At 73.2% G+C, this 19,592-nt stretch carries 15 protein-coding genes and 1 pseudogene; 14 read left to right on the forward strand and 2 right to left on the reverse strand.

Annotation, left to right across the window (positions count from 1 at the left end; all coding sequences use genetic code 11):
* Positions 1-37 precede the first annotated feature (37 nt).
* The 4 genes from ACWD4A_RS09835 to ACWD4A_RS09850 all read left to right on the forward strand — a co-directional run bounded on the left by ACWD4A_RS09835 (position 38) and on the right by ACWD4A_RS09850 (position 6,061).
* Complete coding sequence (locus ACWD4A_RS09835) at positions 38-2,512, forward strand: lantibiotic dehydratase (RefSeq protein WP_451191693.1); 2,475 nt, start codon at positions 38-40, stop codon at positions 2,510-2,512.
* Positions 2,509-3,747, forward strand: a complete 1,239-nt coding sequence (locus ACWD4A_RS09840; RefSeq protein ID WP_451191695.1) for an MFS transporter — start codon at positions 2,509-2,511, stop codon at positions 3,745-3,747. Before ACWD4A_RS09835 ends, ACWD4A_RS09840 begins: the two co-directional genes overlap by 4 nt.
* Positions 3,748-3,764: 17 nt before the next feature.
* Positions 3,765-4,676 (forward strand): phosphotransferase family protein, encoded by a 912-nt coding sequence (locus tag ACWD4A_RS09845; protein ID WP_451191698.1) that lies wholly within the window; start codon positions 3,765-3,767, stop codon positions 4,674-4,676.
* A 158-nt stretch (positions 4,677-4,834) separates the two neighbouring features.
* Positions 4,835-6,061, forward strand: coding sequence for a serine hydrolase domain-containing protein (locus ACWD4A_RS09850; RefSeq protein WP_451191702.1), 1,227 nt, complete (start codon positions 4,835-4,837; stop codon positions 6,059-6,061).
* Positions 6,062-6,081: 20 nt separating this feature from the next.
* Here the strand turns inward: ACWD4A_RS09850 and ACWD4A_RS09855 are convergent, their stop codons facing one another.
* Complete coding sequence (locus tag ACWD4A_RS09855) at positions 6,082-7,092, reverse strand: LuxR C-terminal-related transcriptional regulator (protein WP_451191705.1); 1,011 nt, start codon at positions 7,090-7,092, stop codon at positions 6,082-6,084.
* Positions 7,093-7,268: 176 nt separating this feature from the next.
* On the opposite strand from ACWD4A_RS09855, the gene ACWD4A_RS09860 reads away from it, so the two are divergent.
* From ACWD4A_RS09860 to ACWD4A_RS09905, 10 genes are read left to right on the forward strand one after another with little or no spacing between them, the layout of a single operon-like run.
* Positions 7,269-7,424 carry a hypothetical protein gene (locus ACWD4A_RS09860; RefSeq protein WP_451191707.1) on the forward strand — a complete coding sequence of 52 codons (156 nt, stop codon included), beginning with the start codon at positions 7,269-7,271 and terminating at the stop codon, positions 7,422-7,424.
* Positions 7,425-7,480: 56 nt separating this feature from the next.
* Positions 7,481-8,773, forward strand: coding sequence for an ATP-grasp domain-containing protein (locus ACWD4A_RS09865; RefSeq protein ID WP_451191709.1), 1,293 nt, complete (start codon positions 7,481-7,483; stop codon positions 8,771-8,773).
* A 31-nt stretch (positions 8,774-8,804) separates the two neighbouring features.
* Positions 8,805-10,058 carry an NAD(P)/FAD-dependent oxidoreductase gene (locus ACWD4A_RS09870; protein WP_451191712.1) on the forward strand — a complete coding sequence of 418 codons (1,254 nt, stop codon included), beginning with the start codon at positions 8,805-8,807 and terminating at the stop codon, positions 10,056-10,058.
* Complete coding sequence (locus tag ACWD4A_RS09875; RefSeq protein ID WP_451191715.1) at positions 10,055-11,467, forward strand: SidA/IucD/PvdA family monooxygenase; 1,413 nt, start codon at positions 10,055-10,057, stop codon at positions 11,465-11,467. The genes ACWD4A_RS09870 and ACWD4A_RS09875 overlap by 4 nt, the downstream gene beginning before the upstream one ends.
* The gene (locus tag ACWD4A_RS09880; protein WP_451191717.1) at positions 11,464-12,783 is read left to right on the forward strand and encodes a glutamine synthetase family protein; all 1,320 of its coding nucleotides are present in this window, start codon (positions 11,464-11,466) and stop codon (positions 12,781-12,783) included. The genes ACWD4A_RS09875 and ACWD4A_RS09880 overlap by 4 nt, the downstream gene beginning before the upstream one ends.
* A gap of 41 nt (positions 12,784-12,824) precedes the next feature.
* Positions 12,825-13,316: a redoxin domain-containing protein gene (locus tag ACWD4A_RS09885; protein WP_451191719.1), complete on the forward strand. Its 492-nt coding sequence runs from the start codon at positions 12,825-12,827 to the stop codon at positions 13,314-13,316.
* Complete coding sequence (locus ACWD4A_RS09890; RefSeq protein ID WP_451191721.1) at positions 13,309-14,598, forward strand: MFS transporter; 1,290 nt, start codon at positions 13,309-13,311, stop codon at positions 14,596-14,598. The genes ACWD4A_RS09885 and ACWD4A_RS09890 overlap by 8 nt, the downstream gene beginning before the upstream one ends.
* Positions 14,595-15,845, forward strand: coding sequence for an ATP-grasp domain-containing protein (locus tag ACWD4A_RS09895; protein WP_451191724.1), 1,251 nt, complete (start codon positions 14,595-14,597; stop codon positions 15,843-15,845). The genes ACWD4A_RS09890 and ACWD4A_RS09895 overlap by 4 nt, the downstream gene beginning before the upstream one ends.
* The gene (locus tag ACWD4A_RS09900; protein ID WP_451191727.1) at positions 15,842-17,221 is read left to right on the forward strand and encodes a hypothetical protein; all 1,380 of its coding nucleotides are present in this window, start codon (positions 15,842-15,844) and stop codon (positions 17,219-17,221) included. The genes ACWD4A_RS09895 and ACWD4A_RS09900 overlap by 4 nt, the downstream gene beginning before the upstream one ends.
* A 47-nt stretch (positions 17,222-17,268) precedes the next feature.
* Entirely contained in the window at positions 17,269-18,105 is an 837-nt protein-coding gene (locus tag ACWD4A_RS09905; RefSeq protein WP_451191730.1) for an SGNH/GDSL hydrolase family protein, read from the forward strand.
* Positions 18,106-18,241: 136 nt separating this feature from the next.
* On the opposite strand, the pseudogene thrS reads toward ACWD4A_RS09905, so the two are convergent.
* Positions 18,242-19,474: pseudogene (thrS, locus tag ACWD4A_RS09910) on the reverse strand (threonine--tRNA ligase); the annotation flags it as partial.
* Positions 19,475-19,592 lie beyond the last annotated feature (118 nt).

A 19,592-nucleotide genomic window follows, 5' to 3' on the forward strand; every position in this document is an offset into this window, starting at 1 on the left:
CGTTCCGGTCGTCGTGCTCCGGCAGGCCGGTTTCCCCATGGAACTGCTCGACCCGCTCGTCGACCCTGCCGCGGCGGAAGAGGCCGAAGCGCTCCTCGGCCACCGGGACCGGCTCGCCGCACTGGCCGACGAGGTGAAGGCACTGCTGCGCGCCCACCATGTATCCGGCCGCCAGCGGCTGTCCTCGTGGGTGGGCCAGCTGCGGTCCGTCCCGGCCGCGGAGCTCGACGCCGCGGCCGCCCTGCTGCCCGGCCCGGACGCCGGGACCCTGCGCCGCTACCAGCGGACGGCCACGGAACTGACGGAACGCCGGACCGCGTTCGCCACCCGGCACCGCGCGCGGCTGGACGCCGCGGGCCTCGCCGTCACCCGCGCCTTCGCCGACGAGGCGCTGCGCGAGGTGCTCCTGCTGTCCAACGACGCTGCCTACCCCCAATTCGCCGCCTGGCTCGACTCCTTCGACGGCACCACCGGACGGCACACCCGCAAGATGACCGACCTGCTGGCCATGTATCTGCAGAGGGTCACCACCAAGAACGAGACACACGCGCACTTCGGCCCCTTCACCGTAGGCCGCGTCGGTACCGCCCCGGGCATCACCTGGTCGTCGGAACAACCGCTCCAGCGCCACGCCCACTTCACCCACTGGGCCGCGGAACGCCTCGCCGCCGTGGCGGGGGAGACCCCGGGGCTCGCCGACTGCGTCCGGCCCAGGCGTCGCCCACTGGCCTTCCTCCGCGACAGCCGCATCGAGCTGTACGCCTTCACCACCCCCGACGGACTCGACACCGAATGGGACTTCCGCCATCTCGGCGGCGGCGAGGTCTCCGCTGCCGAGAGCGGGCTGTGGATGTGCTGCGACGGCGCCCGTACCGTCCGGGAACTGCGCGCCGGCTGGGAGGACACCCATGGACCGGACCCACTGCGGTCCTTCGACCGCGCCCTGCGGCGGCTCGCCGAGCACGGCTGGGTGATCTGCGAGTTCGAGATCCCCGTCGGCGACCACCGGCCCCTGGCCGCCCTGCGCGACCTGCTGTCCACCGCACCCGACGAGGCGGCCCGGCCCCTCCTCGCCGCGATCGCCCGCTTCGAGGACGACCTGGCCCGCTTCTCCGCCCTGCCACCGGCCGGACGCCCCGCCCTCCTGGCCGACGCCAAGGACCGCTTCGAAAAGCTGACGCGCGGCCCCGCCAACCGCAACCGCGGCCTGCACTACGCCGACCGCAGCATCCTCTTCGAAGAGGCCCACGGCGAGCCGGACGGCCTCACCGTCGGCCCGGACATCGCCCGGTTCATCACCGACGAACTGTCCGTCGTGTACGAGACCGTCCTGGCCGGGCCCCGGCTGCGGATGCGCCGCGAACACGCCGTCCTGACCCGCTGGACCGCCGAACGCTTCGGCACCGGCACCGAGATCCCGCTCGACCGGCTCTACGCGGCGTTCTTCCACGACCGCGACCGGCTGGCCGCCGAATGCGCCGCCGTCGACGCCGAACTCACCGCCCTGGACGACGAGATCACCCACGCCCTGCTCGGCGACGCCACCGACCGGCCCGAGACGGTGGTGCCGCGCGCAAGGGTGGAAGCCGTACTCGGCACCCACCCCGCCACCCCCTCCGCCGTCTGCAACCCCGATGTGCTGTTCGCCGCCACGAACCGGGAAGCCCTCCGGAACGGCGACTTCACCGCCGTCATCGGCGACTGCCACGCCGTCCGTGAAGTCATCACCCACACCAGCTTCGGCCCCCTCGTCCAGGAACGGGCCCCGGAACTGCTGCCCGAGGTCCACCGCGGTTACCTCTCTCTCCTCGACGACGACGAGATCCTGGCCGACCTCTCCCGCGGCCACCCCGACAAGTCCTCGACCCAGCTCACCCACCCCTGCCACGACCTCGAGGTCTACGGCCGCTCTCCACAGACCCGCGACAGGGTCCTCCAGCCCTCCCAGCTCTACGTCCTCGTCAAAGACGGACGGCTGGAGCTGCGCGCCCACGGCGTCGACGGCCGACTGCGCCTCATGGCACCTCCCGCGGGCGGACCCAGCATCCGCCAGGACCCGCTCTCGCCGTTCGCCTTCCCCCGCCACTTCGGAGGCGTCGGCCTGCGCGCCGGAGCACTGGCACACATCCCCCGCATCCGCTGTGGACGCGTGGTCCTCCAACGCGAGACCTGGCGGATCCCCGCCGCACGACTGCACGGAACGGCTCTCTCCGGCAGCCGGATGTCCGCCGACGACGCGGCCGAATTCCTTGCCGCCTGCCGGCTGCGCTCCGCCCACGGCCTGCCCCGGCACGTCTTCGCCAAGGTCCCCGGCGAGCCCAAGCCGCTCTACGTCGACTGGGACGCCCCCCTCCTCGTGCGCCAGCTCTGCCGACTGGCCAGGAAGACCGACGCCACCCTGGAGTTCTCCGAGATGCTGCCCACCCCCGACCAGCGCTGGCTCCACGTCGGCGGCCACCGCTACACCAGCGAACTGCGCTGTGCCGTCTTCTCGCCCGGACGTCCGCGTTGACCACGGAGACCACCCACCCCTTCAGCCCTGCCTACCACCGCTTCACCGGCGCCGCGGGAGTGTCGGCGATCGGCGACGGGATGCGCTTCGCGGCGCTGCCCTTGCTCGCGGCCGCCCTGCTGCACGACTCCTTCCGCGTGTCCGTGGTCACCGCCGCCACCACACTGCCCTGGCTGCTGTTCGGGCTCCACGCGGGCGCGTACGCCGACCGGTTCGACCGAAGACGCCTGATGGTGTGCGCCGACCTGCTGCGCGCCCTGACCCTGGCCGTCCTGGTCGCCCTGCTCATCGGGGGACGGCTGACGTTCTGGCCCTTGGCGGCGGCCGCGTTCCTGCTGGGCGTGGGGGAAGTGGTGTTCGACTGCGCCTCGTTCGCGCTTCTGCCCGGTATCGTCCCCAGGGACCGGCTCGAAGCCGCGAACGGCCGCCTCTTCGCGGTGCAGACCGTGGGACGCGACCTGCTCGGGCACCTGCTCGGTGGCATCCTCTTCGCGGTCGGCCGGGCCGTACCGGCGGCACTCGACGCACTGTCCTTCCTGCTGTCGGCCGCGCTGCTCAAGGGCGTCCGCGCCCCGAAGCCCGAGCCCTCCGCCGCCCGGCAGCCTCTGCTGACCGAGATCGGAGAGGGCCTGCGCCTCGTGGGACGTGACCCTTTGCTGCGTGCCCTGACCATGACGGCCGGGCTCATCAACGCCGTCTACCTCGGGCAGGTGGCCGTCTTCGTCATCCTGGTGCGCGATGTCCTGCACCTGCCGCCGGCCGCGTACGGGGCGCTCGTGGCGGCCGGTGCCGTCGGCGGGGTCGTCGGCGGCGCGACGGCCGCCCGCCTCAGCCGCGCGGCCGGCCGGGTCCCCACCCTGCTGGGCGGCCTGGCCCTCATCGGCGTGGCCGGGACCGCCGTGGCCGCGACCACCAGCGTGTATGTGGTCGCCGCCGCGTACTGCGCGAGCGGGTTCGCCCTGATGCTCTGGAACGTCGTGGCGGTCTCCCTGCGCCAAGGCATCGTCCCCGACCACATGTCGGGCCGGGCCACGGGCGTCTACCGCCTCTTCGCCTGGGGCACGATGCCCGTCGGCGCCCTGCTCTTCGGCACGCTCAGCGAGTCCGCCGGTCCGCGGGCCGCCTTCGCGGCCGGGGGAGTGGCCATACTGGCCCTGTCCCTCCTCGTCGCCCCCGTCCTCCTCAAGGACGAGCGCACCGCCTACGAGACGCTCTACAGCCCGGCCGACGACTGAACGGATCGCCCGCCACGATGACCGAACCCAGGACAGCCCTCGACGACCTGGCCGAGCGGTGGAAGCTCGACGACCTCGTGCCCGTCGGCAGCGGCCTCGAATTCTCCGTCTACCGCGCCCTCGACCGTGACGGACGACAGGTCGCCCTGCGCCTCGCGCACCGCCGCTTCGACACCAACGCCAACGATCCGCACGTGGACACCCGCGTGCTGCTGAGCCAGGAGTACGCGATCACCCGGCACCTGGCCGCGCACGGCCTGCCCGTCGCCGAGCCGCTGGAACTCCTCCTCGCCCGGGAACCGGGGGTCCCCGACGTCCTGCTGTCCCGCTACGTCCCCGACGACGGCTCCGACATCGACTGCCTCGCCCTCGGCAGCCTCCTCGCCCGCCTGCACCGGCTGCCCCCGCCTCCCGGTCTGGTCCCCGTGGCCTCCGAGGGCCTGACCACCCAACAGGCGATCCTCTCCCGCATCCACCGCCGCTGGACCGAAGTCGGCCGTCACGTCGACGACTGGCCCGAGCCCCTCGACCTCACCACGGCCGCACGCCATCTCGACGGTGTCGGCACGGCGGCACTGGCGCACCTCGATGTGCGCAGCGCCAACATCCGGCGCCGGGACGGTGCGGTGGCCGCGCTGCTGGACTGGTCGAACGCGCTGCTGGGCGACGGCACCGTGGAGTTCGGCAGGCTGGCCGAGTACGCCCGCTACCCCGAGAACCACCTCGACATGGCCGCTCTGCGAGCAGGCTACGCGCGGGAGTCGGCGCCGCCACCGGGGGACGAGGCCGCGCCGGTGCTGGTCTGCCGTCTCGATGCCGCCCTCATGCTCGCCCTCGTCTTCCTTTCCGAGGCCCCGGACCCGGATCGCGGGCCCGCGGCGGCGGACCGTGCGCGGGTGCTGGCGGAGGCGCTGAGCAGGGTGGGGTGAGGATACGTCTGCGCCGAGTCGCCGGTGACGGGGCAGGGGGCTACCCCCACCCCGATGCGGGGGCCAGCACTCTTCTGACGGCCCGCTGTCTTCTCTAGCGTTCATGTGAACGCGAACTCAAGGGACGGGACTCAACTCCCGTCGGAGAAGAGGCTGTTGTGGGGCTGGGAATTCGACGGGCAGGCGTCGCTGTCACGGCTGCCGCGCTACTGGCCGGGCTGGCCGGGACGAGCGCGGTTGCCGCGCCCGGTGCGACCGCCGCGAGCGCGGACGCCGGTGCCGGGCAGGATCGTGCGGCGCTGCGGGAGGCGATGAACGAGCTGGCGGCGGCCGGGGCCGCCGGGGTGCAGGTACGGGTACACGACCGGCTGGGCGACTGGACCGGCAGTGCCGGTGTGAGAGAGCTCGGCCGGGAGGAGAAGCCGTCGACCGACGGGCGGTTCCGGGCGGGCAGCATCACCAAGACCTTTGTGGCCACGGTGGTGTTGCAGTTGGTGGGGGAGGGCAAGGTCGGCCTGGACGATCCGGTGGACCGCTTCCTGCCCCGCTTCGGCCTGGACCGGCGGATCACCGTGCGGATGCTGCTGCAGCACACCAGCGGCCTGTTCAACTACACCGGCGAGCCCAAGGCCGACGGAACCGTCGACCCCGGCATCCCGCTGTGGGGACAGGAGTTTGTGGACAACAGATTCCATACCTACAAGCCCGAAGAACTGGTCCGGATCGCGCTGTCCAAGCCCGCGCGGTTCGCACCGGGCACGGGATGGTCGTACTCGAACACCAACTACCTGTTGGCGGGGCTGCTGATAGAGAAGCTCACCGGAACGCCCTACGCCACTCAGGTCGAGCGCCGGATCGTGCGGCCGCTCGGACTGCACGGCACCAGCCTGCCGGGCACCCGCACCGGGATCGCGGGCCCGCACGCCCACGGCTACTTCGGCTACCAGGACAGCGGCAAGCTGAAGGTCGCCGACGTCACCGAGTTGAACCCGTCCTGGGCGGGTGCCGCCGGGGAGATCATCTCCACCACCAAGGATCTCGACACCTTCATCTCCGCGCTGCTGGGCGGCCGGCTCCTGGCCCCCCGACAGCTGGCCGAAATGCGTAAGTTCAATGTGACAGGCGATGTCGGCCGCGACGGCCTGGGGCTGTTCCAGGTCGACTTCGGCCCGGGGTGCTCGGCGATCGGTCACACCGGCGGCGTCCAGAACTACACGTCGTACATGTACAGCTCGGCCGACGGCGGCACACGCTTCGAGATGTCCGTGAACCACGGCGTCGTCGACGCCTTCGACCCGGCCGCACGCGAGAAGTTCGACGACGCGCAGAAGAAAGTCGCGGCCTCCGTGCTCTGCGACAACCCCCGGCGGGCCGGAGGCCGGTGAACCGTCGCCGATGAACACCGTCAGTCGGCGGTGCTGTCGTCCGTCGCATGCATCTTGGTGGCGAGCAGATAGCCGAGATGCGTGCGGTTGCGGGCGCCGAGCTGCGCCATCATCTTGGCGATGTGATTGCGGCAGGTCCGCTCGCTGATGCCCAGGTGGCGGGCGATGGCGGCGTCCTTGTCCTCCCGGAGCAGCAGCCGGGCGATGGAGCGCTGGATGTCCGAGACGATGAGTTTGTCGCGGCGGGTCTCGTACGCCGAGGCGAAGGGAGTGGCGCAGCGCCAGGCGGTTTCGAAGGTGGCCATCAGGAAGGCCACGATGTCCGGCTGGCGTACGAGGAGGGCGCTGGAGCCGGTGCCGGCGGGGATGAAGGCGGTGCGCCGGTCGAAGACCAGCAGGCGGGGGAAGAGGACGTTCAGGGTGCGGATCTCCGCGCCCGCGTCGATGAGGTGTCTGCTGTAGGTCTCGGTGTGCGAGCTGAAGCGCGCGCTGTGCTGGTAGAGGGTGCGCATCCGTACCCCCCTGGCCAGCATCGCGGTGTCGCGGTCGCGGGCCTCGTCGAGGGCCGAGGCGGGGCGGGGGCCGCCGGGCTGTGCGGTCATGAGATCGGAGGAGCACTCGGCGGCGACTTCCTGCAGCATGGTGTTCACGTCCGGCCCTTCGAGCAGCAGGACGGATCCGTCGCCCCCCTGCCCCCGGTCCGTGGACGCGTTGTACAGGTCGCGCAGGGCGCCGAAGCCGGTGGTCGCGTTGTCGATGCTCTCCTGGACGGTCCGCAGCCGGCCGCGCAGCAGGGCGAGGGTTGCCGCCTCCGCGACATGGGGAGCCTGGACGCGGTAGGCGCCGTGCCGGTCGTCGGCAGGCTTGAGCAGGCCGATCGCCAGGAGCCGGTCGCGGGCGGCGGCGTCGGCCGGCGGCAGGTCGGGGGAGGCGCACGGCCCCTCGGGGCTGTCGGTGCTGCGGCGCGCGATCTGGTCGTACATCCGCAACATGTCGCCGGTGATGCTGGGCTGCTCGCACGTCGCGCACATGTGGAGTTGGTCCTTTGTTCAACCTGTGTTCATGTTTAGGTAAGTCCTATTCATGATCCCTCATGCCCATGGCAACGCCTAGCGAACAGGGCAAAGATGACATCAGACCGACATCGCGCAACCGGACGATGCCGGAGATGTCGCTGTTCAAGCGATTTGAAACATGGGGGAACGACATGCGCAAGCTCAAGGGCTGGCTCTTCGCGGCCATTGCGGCGGCCGCCGTCATCCAGGCGACGCAGGTCAACATCGGCACCACGGCCGAGGCCCGGCAGGGGCCCGGCCGCTCGCACACCGCGGCCGTGAGCTTCTTCGACACCGGTTGGGGCTGAGCGGGCCGCACTCCGTGCCGCTCGCCGCTGACCGTTTCCGACAGAAAGCTCTGGCAATGGAAGAAAAAGCCCTCCTGCTGATGGTCCGCGTGGGATGTCTGCGCGAGCAGGCCCTGACCACCTGGGCCACCCGGCCGGACCTCCGCCTGGCACTGGCCGAGAGCGCGACCGCCGCGTACCTCAGGCTGGCCGACCACCAGGTACCGCTGTCCCCGCAGCGGTCGGCCGAGGAGACGTACGAGGCGTGCCGTGCGGCGCTCGCCTCGACCACGGGGGAGAAGGGCGTCATCGGCTTCCTCGACTCCACACTGCCCCTGGTGGCGCGCCTGGCCGAGGAGTTCGGGCTCCCGGGCTGCTCCCCGCGGACCCTGAAGAACCTCACCGACAAGACGTGGGCCCGCGCCCGGCTGGCCGAATCGGGCGTGCCCGGCCCGGGATTCCGGCCGCTCGACGCCGCCCTGACCGACCCGGCGGACCGCCGCGCGGCCGTCGGCGGCCTCGGCTACCCGCTCATCGTGAAGCCCGCCGACTCCTCCGCCGGACGCGGTGTGGTGCGCGCCGGGGACGAGAGCGAGCTCGACGCCGCCTGGGACACGGCCGCCCGGTTCACCAAAAACGGCACGCTCCTCGCCGAGGAGGAACTGATCGGCGACGAGATCAGCGTCGAAACGGTCACCGTCGACGGCCACACGGCCGTACTGGCCTGCACGGAGAAGCTCAGCACGCGCGGCGACTCCTTCGTCGAGCTGGGCCAGGCACTGCCCGCCCGGCTCGGGGACGGCCTCGGCGAGCGGGTGCGGTCCGTCGCCGTCGCCGCGCTCGCCGCGGTCGGCTTCGACCACGGCATCGCCCACACGGAGATGATCCTGACCCCGGACGGCCCGCGGGTCGTGGAGGTCAACCCCCGCCCGGCCGGCGACTGCATCATGGACCTGATCCGCCTCACCACCGGCACCGACGTCTACGGCATCGCCGCGGACCTCGCGCTCGGCAGGCCGGTCGACCCTGCGGCCCTGGACGCCCCGGAGTTCACCGGCGGCGCCGCGATCCGCTTCCTGGACGCCGCCGCACCGGGCGTCGTCCGCTCGGTCGAGGGCGTCGCCGAAGCCGCACGCCTCCTCGACCCCGCCCACGAGCGCCTGGTGCTGCTCACCAGGCCCGGCGACACCGTCGAGGCCGTCACCACCAACCTGCACCGGCTCGGGTACGTCGTCGCCGTCGGCGCGGACACGGCCCTCGCCGTCGAGCGGGCCGAACACATCGCCGCCATGGTCGGCATCGTGACCTCGCCCGCCACTCCGGGAGAGCGGCCCGCCCACCGGCTGCCCAGCTCCGAGTGCTGGACCTGACGGCCACCCGCACCACCGAACAAGGAACTTCATGAACTCCCCTGATTCCTGCTGGCTGGACACAGGCCCGCACTGGACCGGCGACAACACCCCCCTCCCCGCACGCACCGCCGTCGCCGTGCTCGGCGCCGGCGTGATGGGCTCCACCCTCGCGTACTGGCTCGGCCGCGCCGGACAACAGCCCCTGGTGCTGGAACGCAACCCGAGCCCCGCCATGGGCTCCTCCGGCCGCAACGCCGGCCGGATGATCCAGGGCGGCAACGCCCAGCACGCCCTCGCCGTCGAGAAGTTCGGCCACGCCGAAGCCCTCGCCATCTACCGCGCGACCCTGGTCAACCGCGACCTGATGCGCGAGGTCACCACCCGGGAGGGCCTGGAGGCGGCCCGGGTGCCCACCGCGAAACTCGACCTCGCCGACAGCGAGGACGAGGCACTCGAACTCAAGCGCACCGCCGAAGCCCTCCGGGCGGACGGCATCGACGCCGAATGGCTCGACCTGCCCGAGGCCCGCGAGGTGTTCGGCGCGACCCTCCCCGACACCGTCCTCGGCGGCCTCCACCGGCCGGACCAGGACGCCGTGCACTCCGTCGCCTACGTACGGGGCATCGCCGCCGCCGCGCAGCGGCACGGCGCCCGCTTCTCCTTCGGCGTCACCGTCACCTCCGTGGAACCCGCGCCGGGCGGCGACGGCTGGCTCGTCACCACCGACGCCGGACAGGTGATCGCCGAGCAGGTGGTCGTCGCCCTCAACGCGTGGACCCCGCACGTCGTCCCGGAGCTCGCCCCCTTCATCACCCCCGTCCGCGGCCAGCTCGTCCAGACCGCGCCCGTGCCGTTCCGCATCCCGCAGTGGGGCCTCGACCGCGGCCTGGTCTACGGCGGACAGACACCGGACGGATCGCTGCTGCTCGGCGGGTTGCGCAACACCGTCCCCGGCCGCGACGAAGGCATCGAGGTGCCGTCCGGGAGCAACACCCCGGCCTTCGACCGGCCCTTGGCCGACCGGCTCGCCGCCGTCCTGCCCACCCTCGTACCCGAGGCCGCCGGAGTACCCGTGACGCGGGCGTGGAGCGGCGTCATGGCCTTCACCCCGGACCGCTGCCCCCTGGTCGGCGCCCGGCCGGGCGCCGAGGGCCTGTGGCTCATGGCCGCCTTCAACGGCCACGGCATGCCGTACTCCCAGGTCGTCCCGCAGCAACTGGCACAGCGGATCCTCGGCGGCCGCGGCGACGGCATACCCGCGGCCTTCGACCCCGCACGCTTCCTCGGGGCGGGAGCACCATGACACCCCTTCCGACGGTATCCCGGCCCCGCCCGGCGGACCTGCCCGCACACCACGACGGCGGTGCCCCGCTGCTCGTGATCGGCGCGGGCCCCAAGGCCATCGCCCTCGCCGCGAAATCGAGCGTGCTGCGCTCGCTCGGCTTCGAGGCCCCCGAGGTCGTGGCGGTCGAACGCGCCCGCACCGCCGCCAACTGGCACGCCGGAGGCGGCTGGACGAACGGACGCCAGCACCTGGGCACCCTGCCCGAGAAGGACCTCGGCTTCCCCTACGACCACTCCGTCTGGGGCGGCCAGGACTGGGCGACCCGGGAGATCGCCCGCCGCATGACCGGGTTCAGCTGGACCAGCCACCTGCTCGCCCAGGGCACCTACGCCCGATGGATCGACCGCGGCCGGCCGCAGCCGAGCCACCGCGAATGGGCCGACTACCTGCTGTGGGCGGCCCACGAAGCCGGCCTGCGGACCGTGACCGGCGAGGTGCTGGGCGCCGAGATCGAGCACGGCGCCTGGAACCTCACCGTCCGGGGCACGGCGGGCCGCGAGACCGTACGCGGCCGCGGACTCGTGGTCTCCGGGCCCGGCCCGGTCACCGGCGCGCTGGCCACCGACGGCGTCCGCGTCCTCGACACGGCGGGCTTCTGGCGCCTGTCCCTCGACGGCATCCCCGACCATGTGCGCTCCGTGGTGGTCGTCGGAGCCGGCGAGACCGCCGGGACGATCGTCCGCGAACTCGCCTGCGCGATGGAGCGGGACGTCACCGTCGTCACCCCCCGCGCCACGCTCTTCAGCCGCGGCGAGAGCACCTTCGAGAACCGCTACTACAGCAACCCCCGCGGCTGGACCGGCCTATCGGAGGCCGACCGCCGGGAGTTCATCCGCCGCACCGACCGCGCGGTGTTCTCCCAGGACGTCCAGCGCGACCTCGCGCTCACCGACCGCGTCGGCTGGGAACCGGGCCGCGTCGTGACCGCCGAGGCACCCGCCGACGGCCCGGTACGGGTGACGCTCTCGTACGCCGGGCGCCAGCGCGACCTCCGGGCCGACCTCGTGGTGGACGCCACGGGCGGCGACCCCCTGTGGTTCACCCATGTCCTGGGCCCCCGCGCCCGGGAAGAGATGCGCACCGCGCTGGGCGGCCCCGTCACCCGCGAACGGGTGGAGCGCTCCATCGACTGGTCGCTGACCGTCGCCGGACTCTCCGCCCCCCTGCACCTGCCCAACCTCGCCGCGCTGGCCCAGGGCCCCGGATTCCCCAACCTCAGCGCGCTCGGCCTGCTGTCCGACCGGGTGCTGGCCGCCCACGTCCCCCGGACCGCCCCCGCCTCCGGCAACGGCGACGAAGACGCCCACGTTCCGCTCGGCTCCGCCGTACCGGCGCCCGTGGCCCACCAAGGAGAGACACTGCGATGACCGCCGCACCCGCGCCCGAGGCCGACTTCGTCCAACTGCTGTTCACCGACATCGCCGGACGTCTGAAGACCCTGGAGATCCCCGCTGCGCGCTGGGCGGCCGTCCGCGACGAGGGCTGGACCGTCGACGGCTCCGTCCTCCTCGGCTACGGCGACCCCGCCCACAGCGACCTGCGCCTCGTCCCCGACCCCGGCACCCTCCTCGACCGCCCCTGGCTCACCGCCTCCGGCCGCCGCGTCGCCATGGTCTTCTGCGACGTCCTCGACGCCCAGGGCCGCCCCTTCGCCGCCGACCCCCGAGCCGTGCTGCGCCGCGCGGTGCGGGCCTCCGAGGACCGCGGGCAGCGGCCCGCCTTCGGCGTCGAGGCGGAGTTCTACCTCCTGCGCGACGCCGGGCCGGACACCGCGGGCCTCCCCTCGGACCCGGGCGGCTACTGGGACCTCGGCGTCGACGAAGAGGCCGACGAGGTCTGCCGCGACATCAGCGAGGCCCTCGACCTCATGGGCTTCACCGTCACGGGACACCACCACGAAGTCTGCGCCGGCCAGCGGGAGATCGTCTTCCAGTACGGCGACGCCATGGACACCGCCGACCGGCTGCTCCTGCTGAAGCACACCGCACACGTCATGGCCCGCCGCCGCGGCATGACGGCGGTGTTCATGCCCAAGCCGCTCGCCCACCTCTACGGCAACGCGCTGCACGTCCACGCCTCGCTCACCGCCACCGGCGACGACCCCAAGCCGCTGTTCCACGACGCCACCGACCCGCACGGCATGTCCGCGCTCTTCCGCAGCTCGCTGGCGGGCGTCCTGGACCACGCCCCCGCACTGACCGGCCTCGGCAACCCCACCGTCAACTCGTACAAGCGCCTCGTCCCCGCCTCCGGCACCCCGGTCCACCGCAGCTGGGCCCGGCACAACCGGTCGACCGCCTTCAAGGTCGTCGGCAACACCGACGTACCCGCCTCGCTCCGCCTGGAGATGCGCAGCCCCGACCCGGCGGCCAACCCCCACCTGCTCTTCGCGGGCATCCTCGCCGCCTTCGCCGACGGCCAGGACCGCGCGCTGAAGCTGCCCGAGCCGTGCGAGGAACCGGCCGACGAACTCGTGCCCGCCGACCTGGCCGCACGCGGCATCGCACCGCTGCCCACCGACCTGCCGACCGCCATGCGGTCGCTGGAGGAGGACGGCGTGATCCGCGCGGCCCTCGGCGACCTCGCCACCGACGCCGTCACCCGCAACAGCCGCGCGGACTGGGCGGCCTGGCACCGCGTGATCACCCCCTGGGAGATCGAGCGGTACGCGGAAACCGTCTGACCATGCCCCCGCACCCACTCCAGCACAGCCGAGGACCTGCCATGCACACAACCGTCGACACCACCGAGGGCCCCGCCACCGTCCCGTCCCCCGACCACCGCTGGACGGCGCTCTTCTTCATCACCGAGCCCGGCATCGGCGAGGTCCTGCCGGAACTCGCCGGCTGCACCACCGGCCTGTGCTCGGTCCGTGACGACGCCGCCGCCTTCGCCCGCGCCGGCGCCCGCGTCCTGGGCGTCAGCGCCCACGCCCCCGGCCACCTCGCCGAGTTCGCCCGGGAACGCACCCTCGGCTACCCCCTCGTCGGCGACGGCGAGCTGACCCTGGGCCGCGCCCTGGGCGTCCCCGAGGTCACGGCGGACGGCCGGACCCTCTTCGCCCGCGCCGCCGTCGTCCTCGACCGGGACGGCGCGGTACGGGCGCTGATCCACCCCGTCCCCGACCCCGAGCGGCACGCCGCGCTCGTCCTGGAGAAGCTCGCGGAGCTGGAGGGCGAGCCGGCAGCGCGCCGAGGCGGAACCACGCGTGCCTGACACGTCCGTCACGGGGCGGGTACGCGCGTCGCTGCCCGCCCCCGGGGCACCCCGCGCCCTCGCCCTGTCCACCTTCGTCGGCCAGACCGGAAGCGGCCTCTTCCTCCCCCTGAGCGCCCTGTTCTTCACCCGCTCCGTCGGCCTCGCACCCTCCCGGGTCGGCCTCGGCCTCGCGGTCGCCGGACTGATCGGACTCGCCGCCGCCGTCCCCATCGGACGACTCGCCGACCGCTACGGACCCCGCGGCACCTACGCCGTGACCCTGCTCGTCCAGGCCCTCGCCACGGCCTCGTTCGCGCTGGTCCACTCCTTCTGGGCGTTCGCCGCGGTCAGCACCGTCGCCGCCCTCGCGGAACGCGGCGGCAGCGCCGCCCGCGGCGCCGTCATCGGCGGCGTCGGCGCGGGCGAAGCGCGCGTACGCCTGCGCGCCATGCTCAAATCGGTCACCAACGCGGGCCTGAGCCTCGGCACGGCCCTGGCCGCCCTCGCCCTGGCGGCCGACACCAGAACCGCCTACCTCATCGTCGTCTTCGTCAACGCCGCCAGCTACGTCCTGGCCGCACTGCCCCTGACCCGCGTCCCCACGATCGCGCCGACCGCCCGGGACGGCGCCGCCGCACCGCGCCGAGCCGTCCTGCGCGACCGGCCCTACGCCCTGGTGACCGTCCTGTGCGGACTCACCAGCATCCACTACGACGTGCTCTCCTTCGCCCTGCCGCTGTGGATCGCCGGACACAGCAGTGCCCCGCGATGGAGCATCTCCGCCGTCATCCTGTCCAACACCGTGCTGGTGGTCCTGCTCCAGGTCCCGTTCTCCCGCGGCACCGGCGACCCGGCCGCGGCCGCCGCCGCGGTCCGCCGCTCCGGCTGGGTCCTGCTGGCGGGCTGGACGCTTATCGCCTGCGCCACCTTCCTCGGCTCCCCGGCGGCCGCGCTCGCCGCCCTCGTGACCGGCATGGTCCTGCACACCGCGGGCGAACTCTGGCACTCGGCGGGCAGCTACGGACTCAGCTACGAACTGGCCCCGGCCGGATCACACGGCGAATACCAGGGCTTCTTCTCCCTCGGCCGCGGAGCCACCGGCGCCCTCGCCCCCGCCGTGCTCACCGCCGTATGCCTGACCGGACGGTCCGACGGACGCCTCGTCACCGGCTGGCTGCTGACCGGCCTCGTCGTCGCGGCCGCCGCCACCGCCGTCCCCCTCGCCACCCGCCGGGCCCGGCAAGCGGCAGCCCCTCTCGACACCACGCCCACCCGCATCACCGCACAGGAGCCGGTATGACCCTCCCCGGACCGCAGCAGAACACCCCCACCGACGGGGCGGTCCTTGTCCTCGGCGGCGGCACCCGGCTGCCCGACGCCCTGCGCGCACACGGCCTGTACGTCGTCTACGGCGGCGCGCCCGAAGAGTTCACCCCCGCCCACCGCGCCGCGTGCGACGAGGCCTGGCTGCTCGCGGACGCCTCCGAGGACGACTGGGTGCGCCGGGCCACGGCCCTGCACCGGCAACTCCCGCTGCGCCGCGCGGTCACCGTGCGGGAACGCTTCCTCGTCACCGCCTCCCGCATCAACGACGCCTGCGGGCTGGGCGGCAACCCGCTGGACACCGTGCTGGCCCTCAAGGACAAGTCCCTGATGCGCCGACGACTTGAGGACGGCGGGGACAGCCGCGCCGTACGGGCACGGCTGATGCGGGACCCGGCCGACCTCGATGCCTTCGTCACCACCGCCGGCCTCCCGGTCGTCCTCAAGCCCCGCGACGGCTCCGCCAGCGAGGGCATCACGATCGTCCGCGACGCCGACGGCGTACGCGCCGCGCGGCAGGACATCGCCGCCCGGCCCGGCCGACTGCTCGCCGAGGAATTCCTCGACGGACCGGAGTTCAGCGTCGAGACGCACTCCGCCGACGGACGGCACGAAGTCCTCGCCGTCACCGAGAAGTTCACCGGCGAGCACTCCGTCGAGATCGGTCACGTCGTACCCGCCCGCGTCGGCGCCGACGACCGCGCCGCGCTGGAGACGGCCACACGTGCCTTCCTCGACACGATCGGCCTGACCGAGGGCCCGGCCCACACCGAGATCATCCTCACCCCGCGCGGGCCCCGCGTCGTCGAGTCGCACAACCGGCCCGGCGGCGACGGCATCGTCGACCTCGTCCGGCACGTTTGCGGCGTCGACGTCCGTGACCTGCTGGCCGCCCAGGTCGCCGGCGCCCCCGCGCCCACCGCCGGGACCGACCCCGCGGGCGCCGCCGCGACCTGGTTCCTGACCGCCGCCCCGGGCATCGCCACCGAGGTCTCCGGCTGGGAGACGGCCGCGGGCATGCCCGGCGTCACCGACGTCTCGCCCGCCGTCACCGCGGGGGACACGGTCACCCCGCTGCGCGGCTCCGGCGACCGGTGCGGTTCCGTGACGGCCGTCGCGGCAACGCCCGACGAGGCCCTGGACCGGGCCCGCCGAGCCCTGGCCCATGTCGTCGTCCGCACCGAGGCCGCCCCCCGGAACCCCCAGGAGACCCACCACCCATGAGCACCACCGTCCACCCGCGCCCCATGGGCCGCAACGCGCTCACCGAACGCTACCTCGGCTCCCCGGCCGGCGCCTCGCCGGTCCGGCCCGACGAGCCCGACCCGGTCCGTCTGGAGATCCTGCACGACTCCTTCGAGAGCCGGTACCTGACCCGCCCGGTCTTCCTGGAAGCGGCGGAGGTACGGGGCCTCGAAGCGGACCTCAACGGCATCATGGACCTGCTGTTCTCCCTGCCCGACCGGCTCTTCGACGGGGACCCGCACGCCTTCGCCGCCGCCGTCGGCCTGCGCCCGGAGCAAGCGCGCCTCGCGCTCCGTCCGCCGGTGCGGGAACCGGCCCGGATCGGCCGCGCGGATCTCTACCACGACGGCACCGGCTTCCGGCTGCTGGAGTTCAACCTCAGCAGCGCGCTCGGCGGCCCCGAGATCCCGGAGCTCAACCGGCTGATGCGCGCCGACCGGGCCCTGGCGGACTTCGCGGACGCCGAGGGCCTGGTGTTCCCCGACACCATGGCGGCTCTCGCCGAGGCCATCGCCGCGGCCGCGGCGGGCTCCGGCACCCCCACCGTCGCCGTCATGGACTGGTCGCCGGGCTACCACAAGACGGCACCGGCACTCCGCGCGTTCGCGGCCCTGCTGGAGCCGCACGGGATCGACGCCTTCGCCTGCCACACGGACCAGGTGCGCGAGCGCGACGGCCGGATCACCGTCGACGGCCGTCATGTCGACGCCGTCTACCGTTACTTCACCCTGGGCGAACTCACTGCCGACGCCGCCTCCACCGCCAAGGCCGGGGAACTCCTCGACGCCTTCACCCGTTGCGACGTCCCCGTCCTCTCCCCCCTGCGCACCTCGATGCACGGCAACAAGCGAGCCCTGGCCATGCTCTGGGAAGAACGCTGCCGCGCCACCCTCGACACCGCCGAAGCCGCACTGGTCGACCGCTTCCTGCCCTGGACCCACGCACTGCGGCCCGGCACCGCCGGGATACGCGGCGAATCCGCCGACCTGCTCACCCACTGCCGCCGGCACCGCGACCGCCTGGTCCTGAAACCGTCCCACGGCCTCGGCGGCAGCGGAACGGTCCTGGGCCGCACCGTCACGGACCACGAGTGGGACCGGGTCCTGCGACAGGCCGCCGGGGAGCGCTACATCGTCCAGGAACTGGTGGAGCCCCGGCCCGAACACTTCCCCTCGGAGAACGGCACGGGACTCACCCCCTGGGCCCTCAACTGGGGCACCTTCCTCATCGGCCGCCGCTACGCGGGCTCCTTCCTCCGCGGCCTGCCCGCGGGCGCGGCGGACGTGATCTCGTACGACAACAAGGCGTACGCGGGGTGCGTCTTCCAGGAACCCGCCGGGCCACGGGACATCTGATCCGACGTGGACGCGTTACCTGCCAACAGCCCCGTCGTTTGCGGGGCATGACGAGAAGCATCAGGTTGCGCCGTCGTCTCGCGGCGGCGCTCGTAGGTCCGTTGTCCCTCCTGGCGGCATGCGCCACCGGCTCCGCGTACGCCGACTCCGGCCCGGTGGAATCCCGCCCCCACGTCGGCTACGCGGCCTTGGGCGACTCGTTCGCCTCGGGCGTCGGCGCCGGCCGGGCCGGTGGCGACTGCCGCCGCAGCACCCTTGCCCACCCCGCGCTGTGGGCCGCCGGGCACCACCCGGAACGGTTCGACTTCGCGGCCTGCGCGGGGGCGAGCACCACCGATGTCACCGCGACGCAGCTGTCCGGCCTCGACCGCGGCACGACACTGGTCAGCATCACCGTCGGCGGCAATGACGTGGGCTTCGCCGATGTCATGAAGACGTGCACCATGAACAGCGAGAGCGCCTGCCTGGAGAGCGTCGCCCGATCCGAGCGGACCATGGACCACGACCTGCCGGGCAGGCTCGACGCCACCTACCGGGCCATCAAGGACAGGGCGGCACACGCCCGCGTGGTCGTACTCGGCTACCCGCACCTGTTCGCCACCCGCGCGTGCTTCATGGGGCTGGTGACCCCGCGGGACCGGTCCGCGCTCAACACCGCGGCCGACCACCTCAACCGTGTCACCGCGAACCGCGCCCGTGCGCACGGGTACACCTTCGCCGACGTCACCCCCGCCTTCGCCGGCCACGAGCTCTGCTCCGCCGATCCGTGGATCAACGCCCCGTCACTCTTCACCACGGACGTGGCCTACCACCCCACCGCGAAGGGTCAGCGCGAGGGCTACCTCCCCGCCCTGACCACGGCGGCCGACCCCGGCCGTACCTGACCTTCCCGGTTCCCCGGCGGGCGGGCCCGCCCAACTGCCGCAGCGGCGGCGGCCGTTTCCGCGGGCCCGCCCCACGGCCGCCCGTGCCGTCACCCGTGTCCCGGACGTCGCGGCCCGCCGCCCGGGGCGAGTCCTCCTACGAGGCGCCGCCGCTCCACAGTTCGGCACTGTGGGCGTCGACGAGCGCGCCGATCCGGGCGAGAACGTCCTCGACGGGCAGTGGATCGAGCCGCCGCCCGTCGCGCAGACGCAGGGCGACGTGGGCGTCGGCGGCCTCCCTGGCGCCGATGACCGCTTGGTAGGGGACCAGGCGGGCCTGGCGGACGCGGGCGCCGAGGCTGCCGCACTCGGGCCCGGCGACCTCCGCGCGCAGTCCGAGACCGGCGCAACGCCGCGCGAGCGCCACGGCGTCCGGCATCTCGGCCTCGGAGACCGGGAGGATCGCCAGCTGGGTGGGGGCGAGCCAGGCGGGGAAGGCACCGCCGTGCTGCTCGACGAGGTGGGCGACGGCGCGCTCCACGCTGCCGATGATGCTGCGGTGGACCATGACGGGCCGGTGTTTCGCACCGTCCGCGCCGATGTAGTGGAGGCCGAACCGCTCGGGCTGGTGGAAGTCGACCTGGACGGTGGACAGGGTGGACTCCCGTCCGGCGCTGTCGGCGACCTGGACGTCGATCTTCGGCCCGTAGAACGCGGCTTCTCCCTCAGCGGCCTCGTAGGGGAGCCCGGAACGGTCGAGGACGTCGGTCAGCAGGGCGGTCGACCGCCGCCACATCCCGGGTGCGGCGACGTACTTCCCGCCGGGCCCGGGGAGGGAGAGCCGGTAGCGGGCCGGGTTGATGCCGAGCGCCCCGTAGGCCCGGCGGATCATCTCCAGTGCCGCAGCCGCCTCTTCGGCCGCCTGGTCCAGGGTGCAGAAGATGTGCGCGTCGTTGAGCTGGATGGCCCGCACCCGGGTCAGCCCGCCGAGCACGCCCGAGAGTTCGGAGCGGTACATGCCGCCGAGTTCGGCCATGCGCAGGGGCAGTTCGCGGTAGCTGTGGGGGCGGGAACGGTAGATCACCGCGTGGTGGGGACACAGGCTCGGGCGCAGGACGACCTGTTCGCCGCCGAGGTCCATGGGCGGGAACATGTCGTCGCTGTAGTGCGACCAGTGCCCCGAGATCTCGTACAGCTCCCGCTTGCCGAGCACCGGCGAGTACACATGCCGGTAGCCCGCCCGCCGCTCGGCGGTGCGGATGTACTCCTCCAGGCAGTGGCGTACGGCGGCTCCGTCGGGCAGCCAGTACGGCAGCCCCGCGCCGATCAGCGGATCGGTGTCGAACAGGCCCAGCTCACGGCCGAGTTTGCGGTGGTCGTTCATGACGGTCTCCTCGCGGACAGCGGGCGAGCGGACCCCATGCCGAAGCCCCGGGGCACTCGCCCCGGGGCTTCGGACTCGAACATCGGTCAGCGCGCCGGGACACTCTCCGGCGTCGTCGTCATGG

The organism is Streptomyces sp. NPDC002537, assembly GCF_053594975.1.

Bases quoted from the DNA above. Each gene is read 5' to 3' on its own strand.
- ACWD4A_RS09885 (WP_451191719.1), top strand. From the start codon at position 12,825: ATGCACACAACCGTCGACACCACCGAGGGCCCCGCCACCGTCCCGTCC.
- ACWD4A_RS09880 (WP_451191717.1), top strand. From the start codon at position 11,464: ATGACCGCCGCACCCGCGCCCGAGGCCGACTTCGTCCAACTGCTGTTC.
- ACWD4A_RS09875 (WP_451191715.1), top strand. From the start codon at position 10,055: ATGACACCCCTTCCGACGGTATCCCGGCCCCGCCCGGCGGACCTGCCC.
- ACWD4A_RS09835 (WP_451191693.1), top strand. From the start codon at position 38: ATGGAACTGCTCGACCCGCTCGTCGACCCTGCCGCGGCGGAAGAGGCC.
- ACWD4A_RS09895 (WP_451191724.1), top strand. From the start codon at position 14,595: ATGACCCTCCCCGGACCGCAGCAGAACACCCCCACCGACGGGGCGGTC.
- ACWD4A_RS09865 (WP_451191709.1), top strand. From the start codon at position 7,481: ATGGAAGAAAAAGCCCTCCTGCTGATGGTCCGCGTGGGATGTCTGCGC.
- ACWD4A_RS09870 (WP_451191712.1), top strand. From the start codon at position 8,805: ATGAACTCCCCTGATTCCTGCTGGCTGGACACAGGCCCGCACTGGACC.
- ACWD4A_RS09855 (WP_451191705.1), bottom strand. From the start codon at position 7,092: ATGTGCGCGACGTGCGAGCAGCCCAGCATCACCGGCGACATGTTGCGG.
- ACWD4A_RS09845 (WP_451191698.1), top strand. From the start codon at position 3,765: ATGACCGAACCCAGGACAGCCCTCGACGACCTGGCCGAGCGGTGGAAG.
- ACWD4A_RS09860 (WP_451191707.1), top strand. From the start codon at position 7,269: ATGCGCAAGCTCAAGGGCTGGCTCTTCGCGGCCATTGCGGCGGCCGCC.
- ACWD4A_RS09905 (WP_451191730.1), top strand. From the start codon at position 17,269: ATGACGAGAAGCATCAGGTTGCGCCGTCGTCTCGCGGCGGCGCTCGTA.
- ACWD4A_RS09900 (WP_451191727.1), top strand. From the start codon at position 15,842: ATGAGCACCACCGTCCACCCGCGCCCCATGGGCCGCAACGCGCTCACC.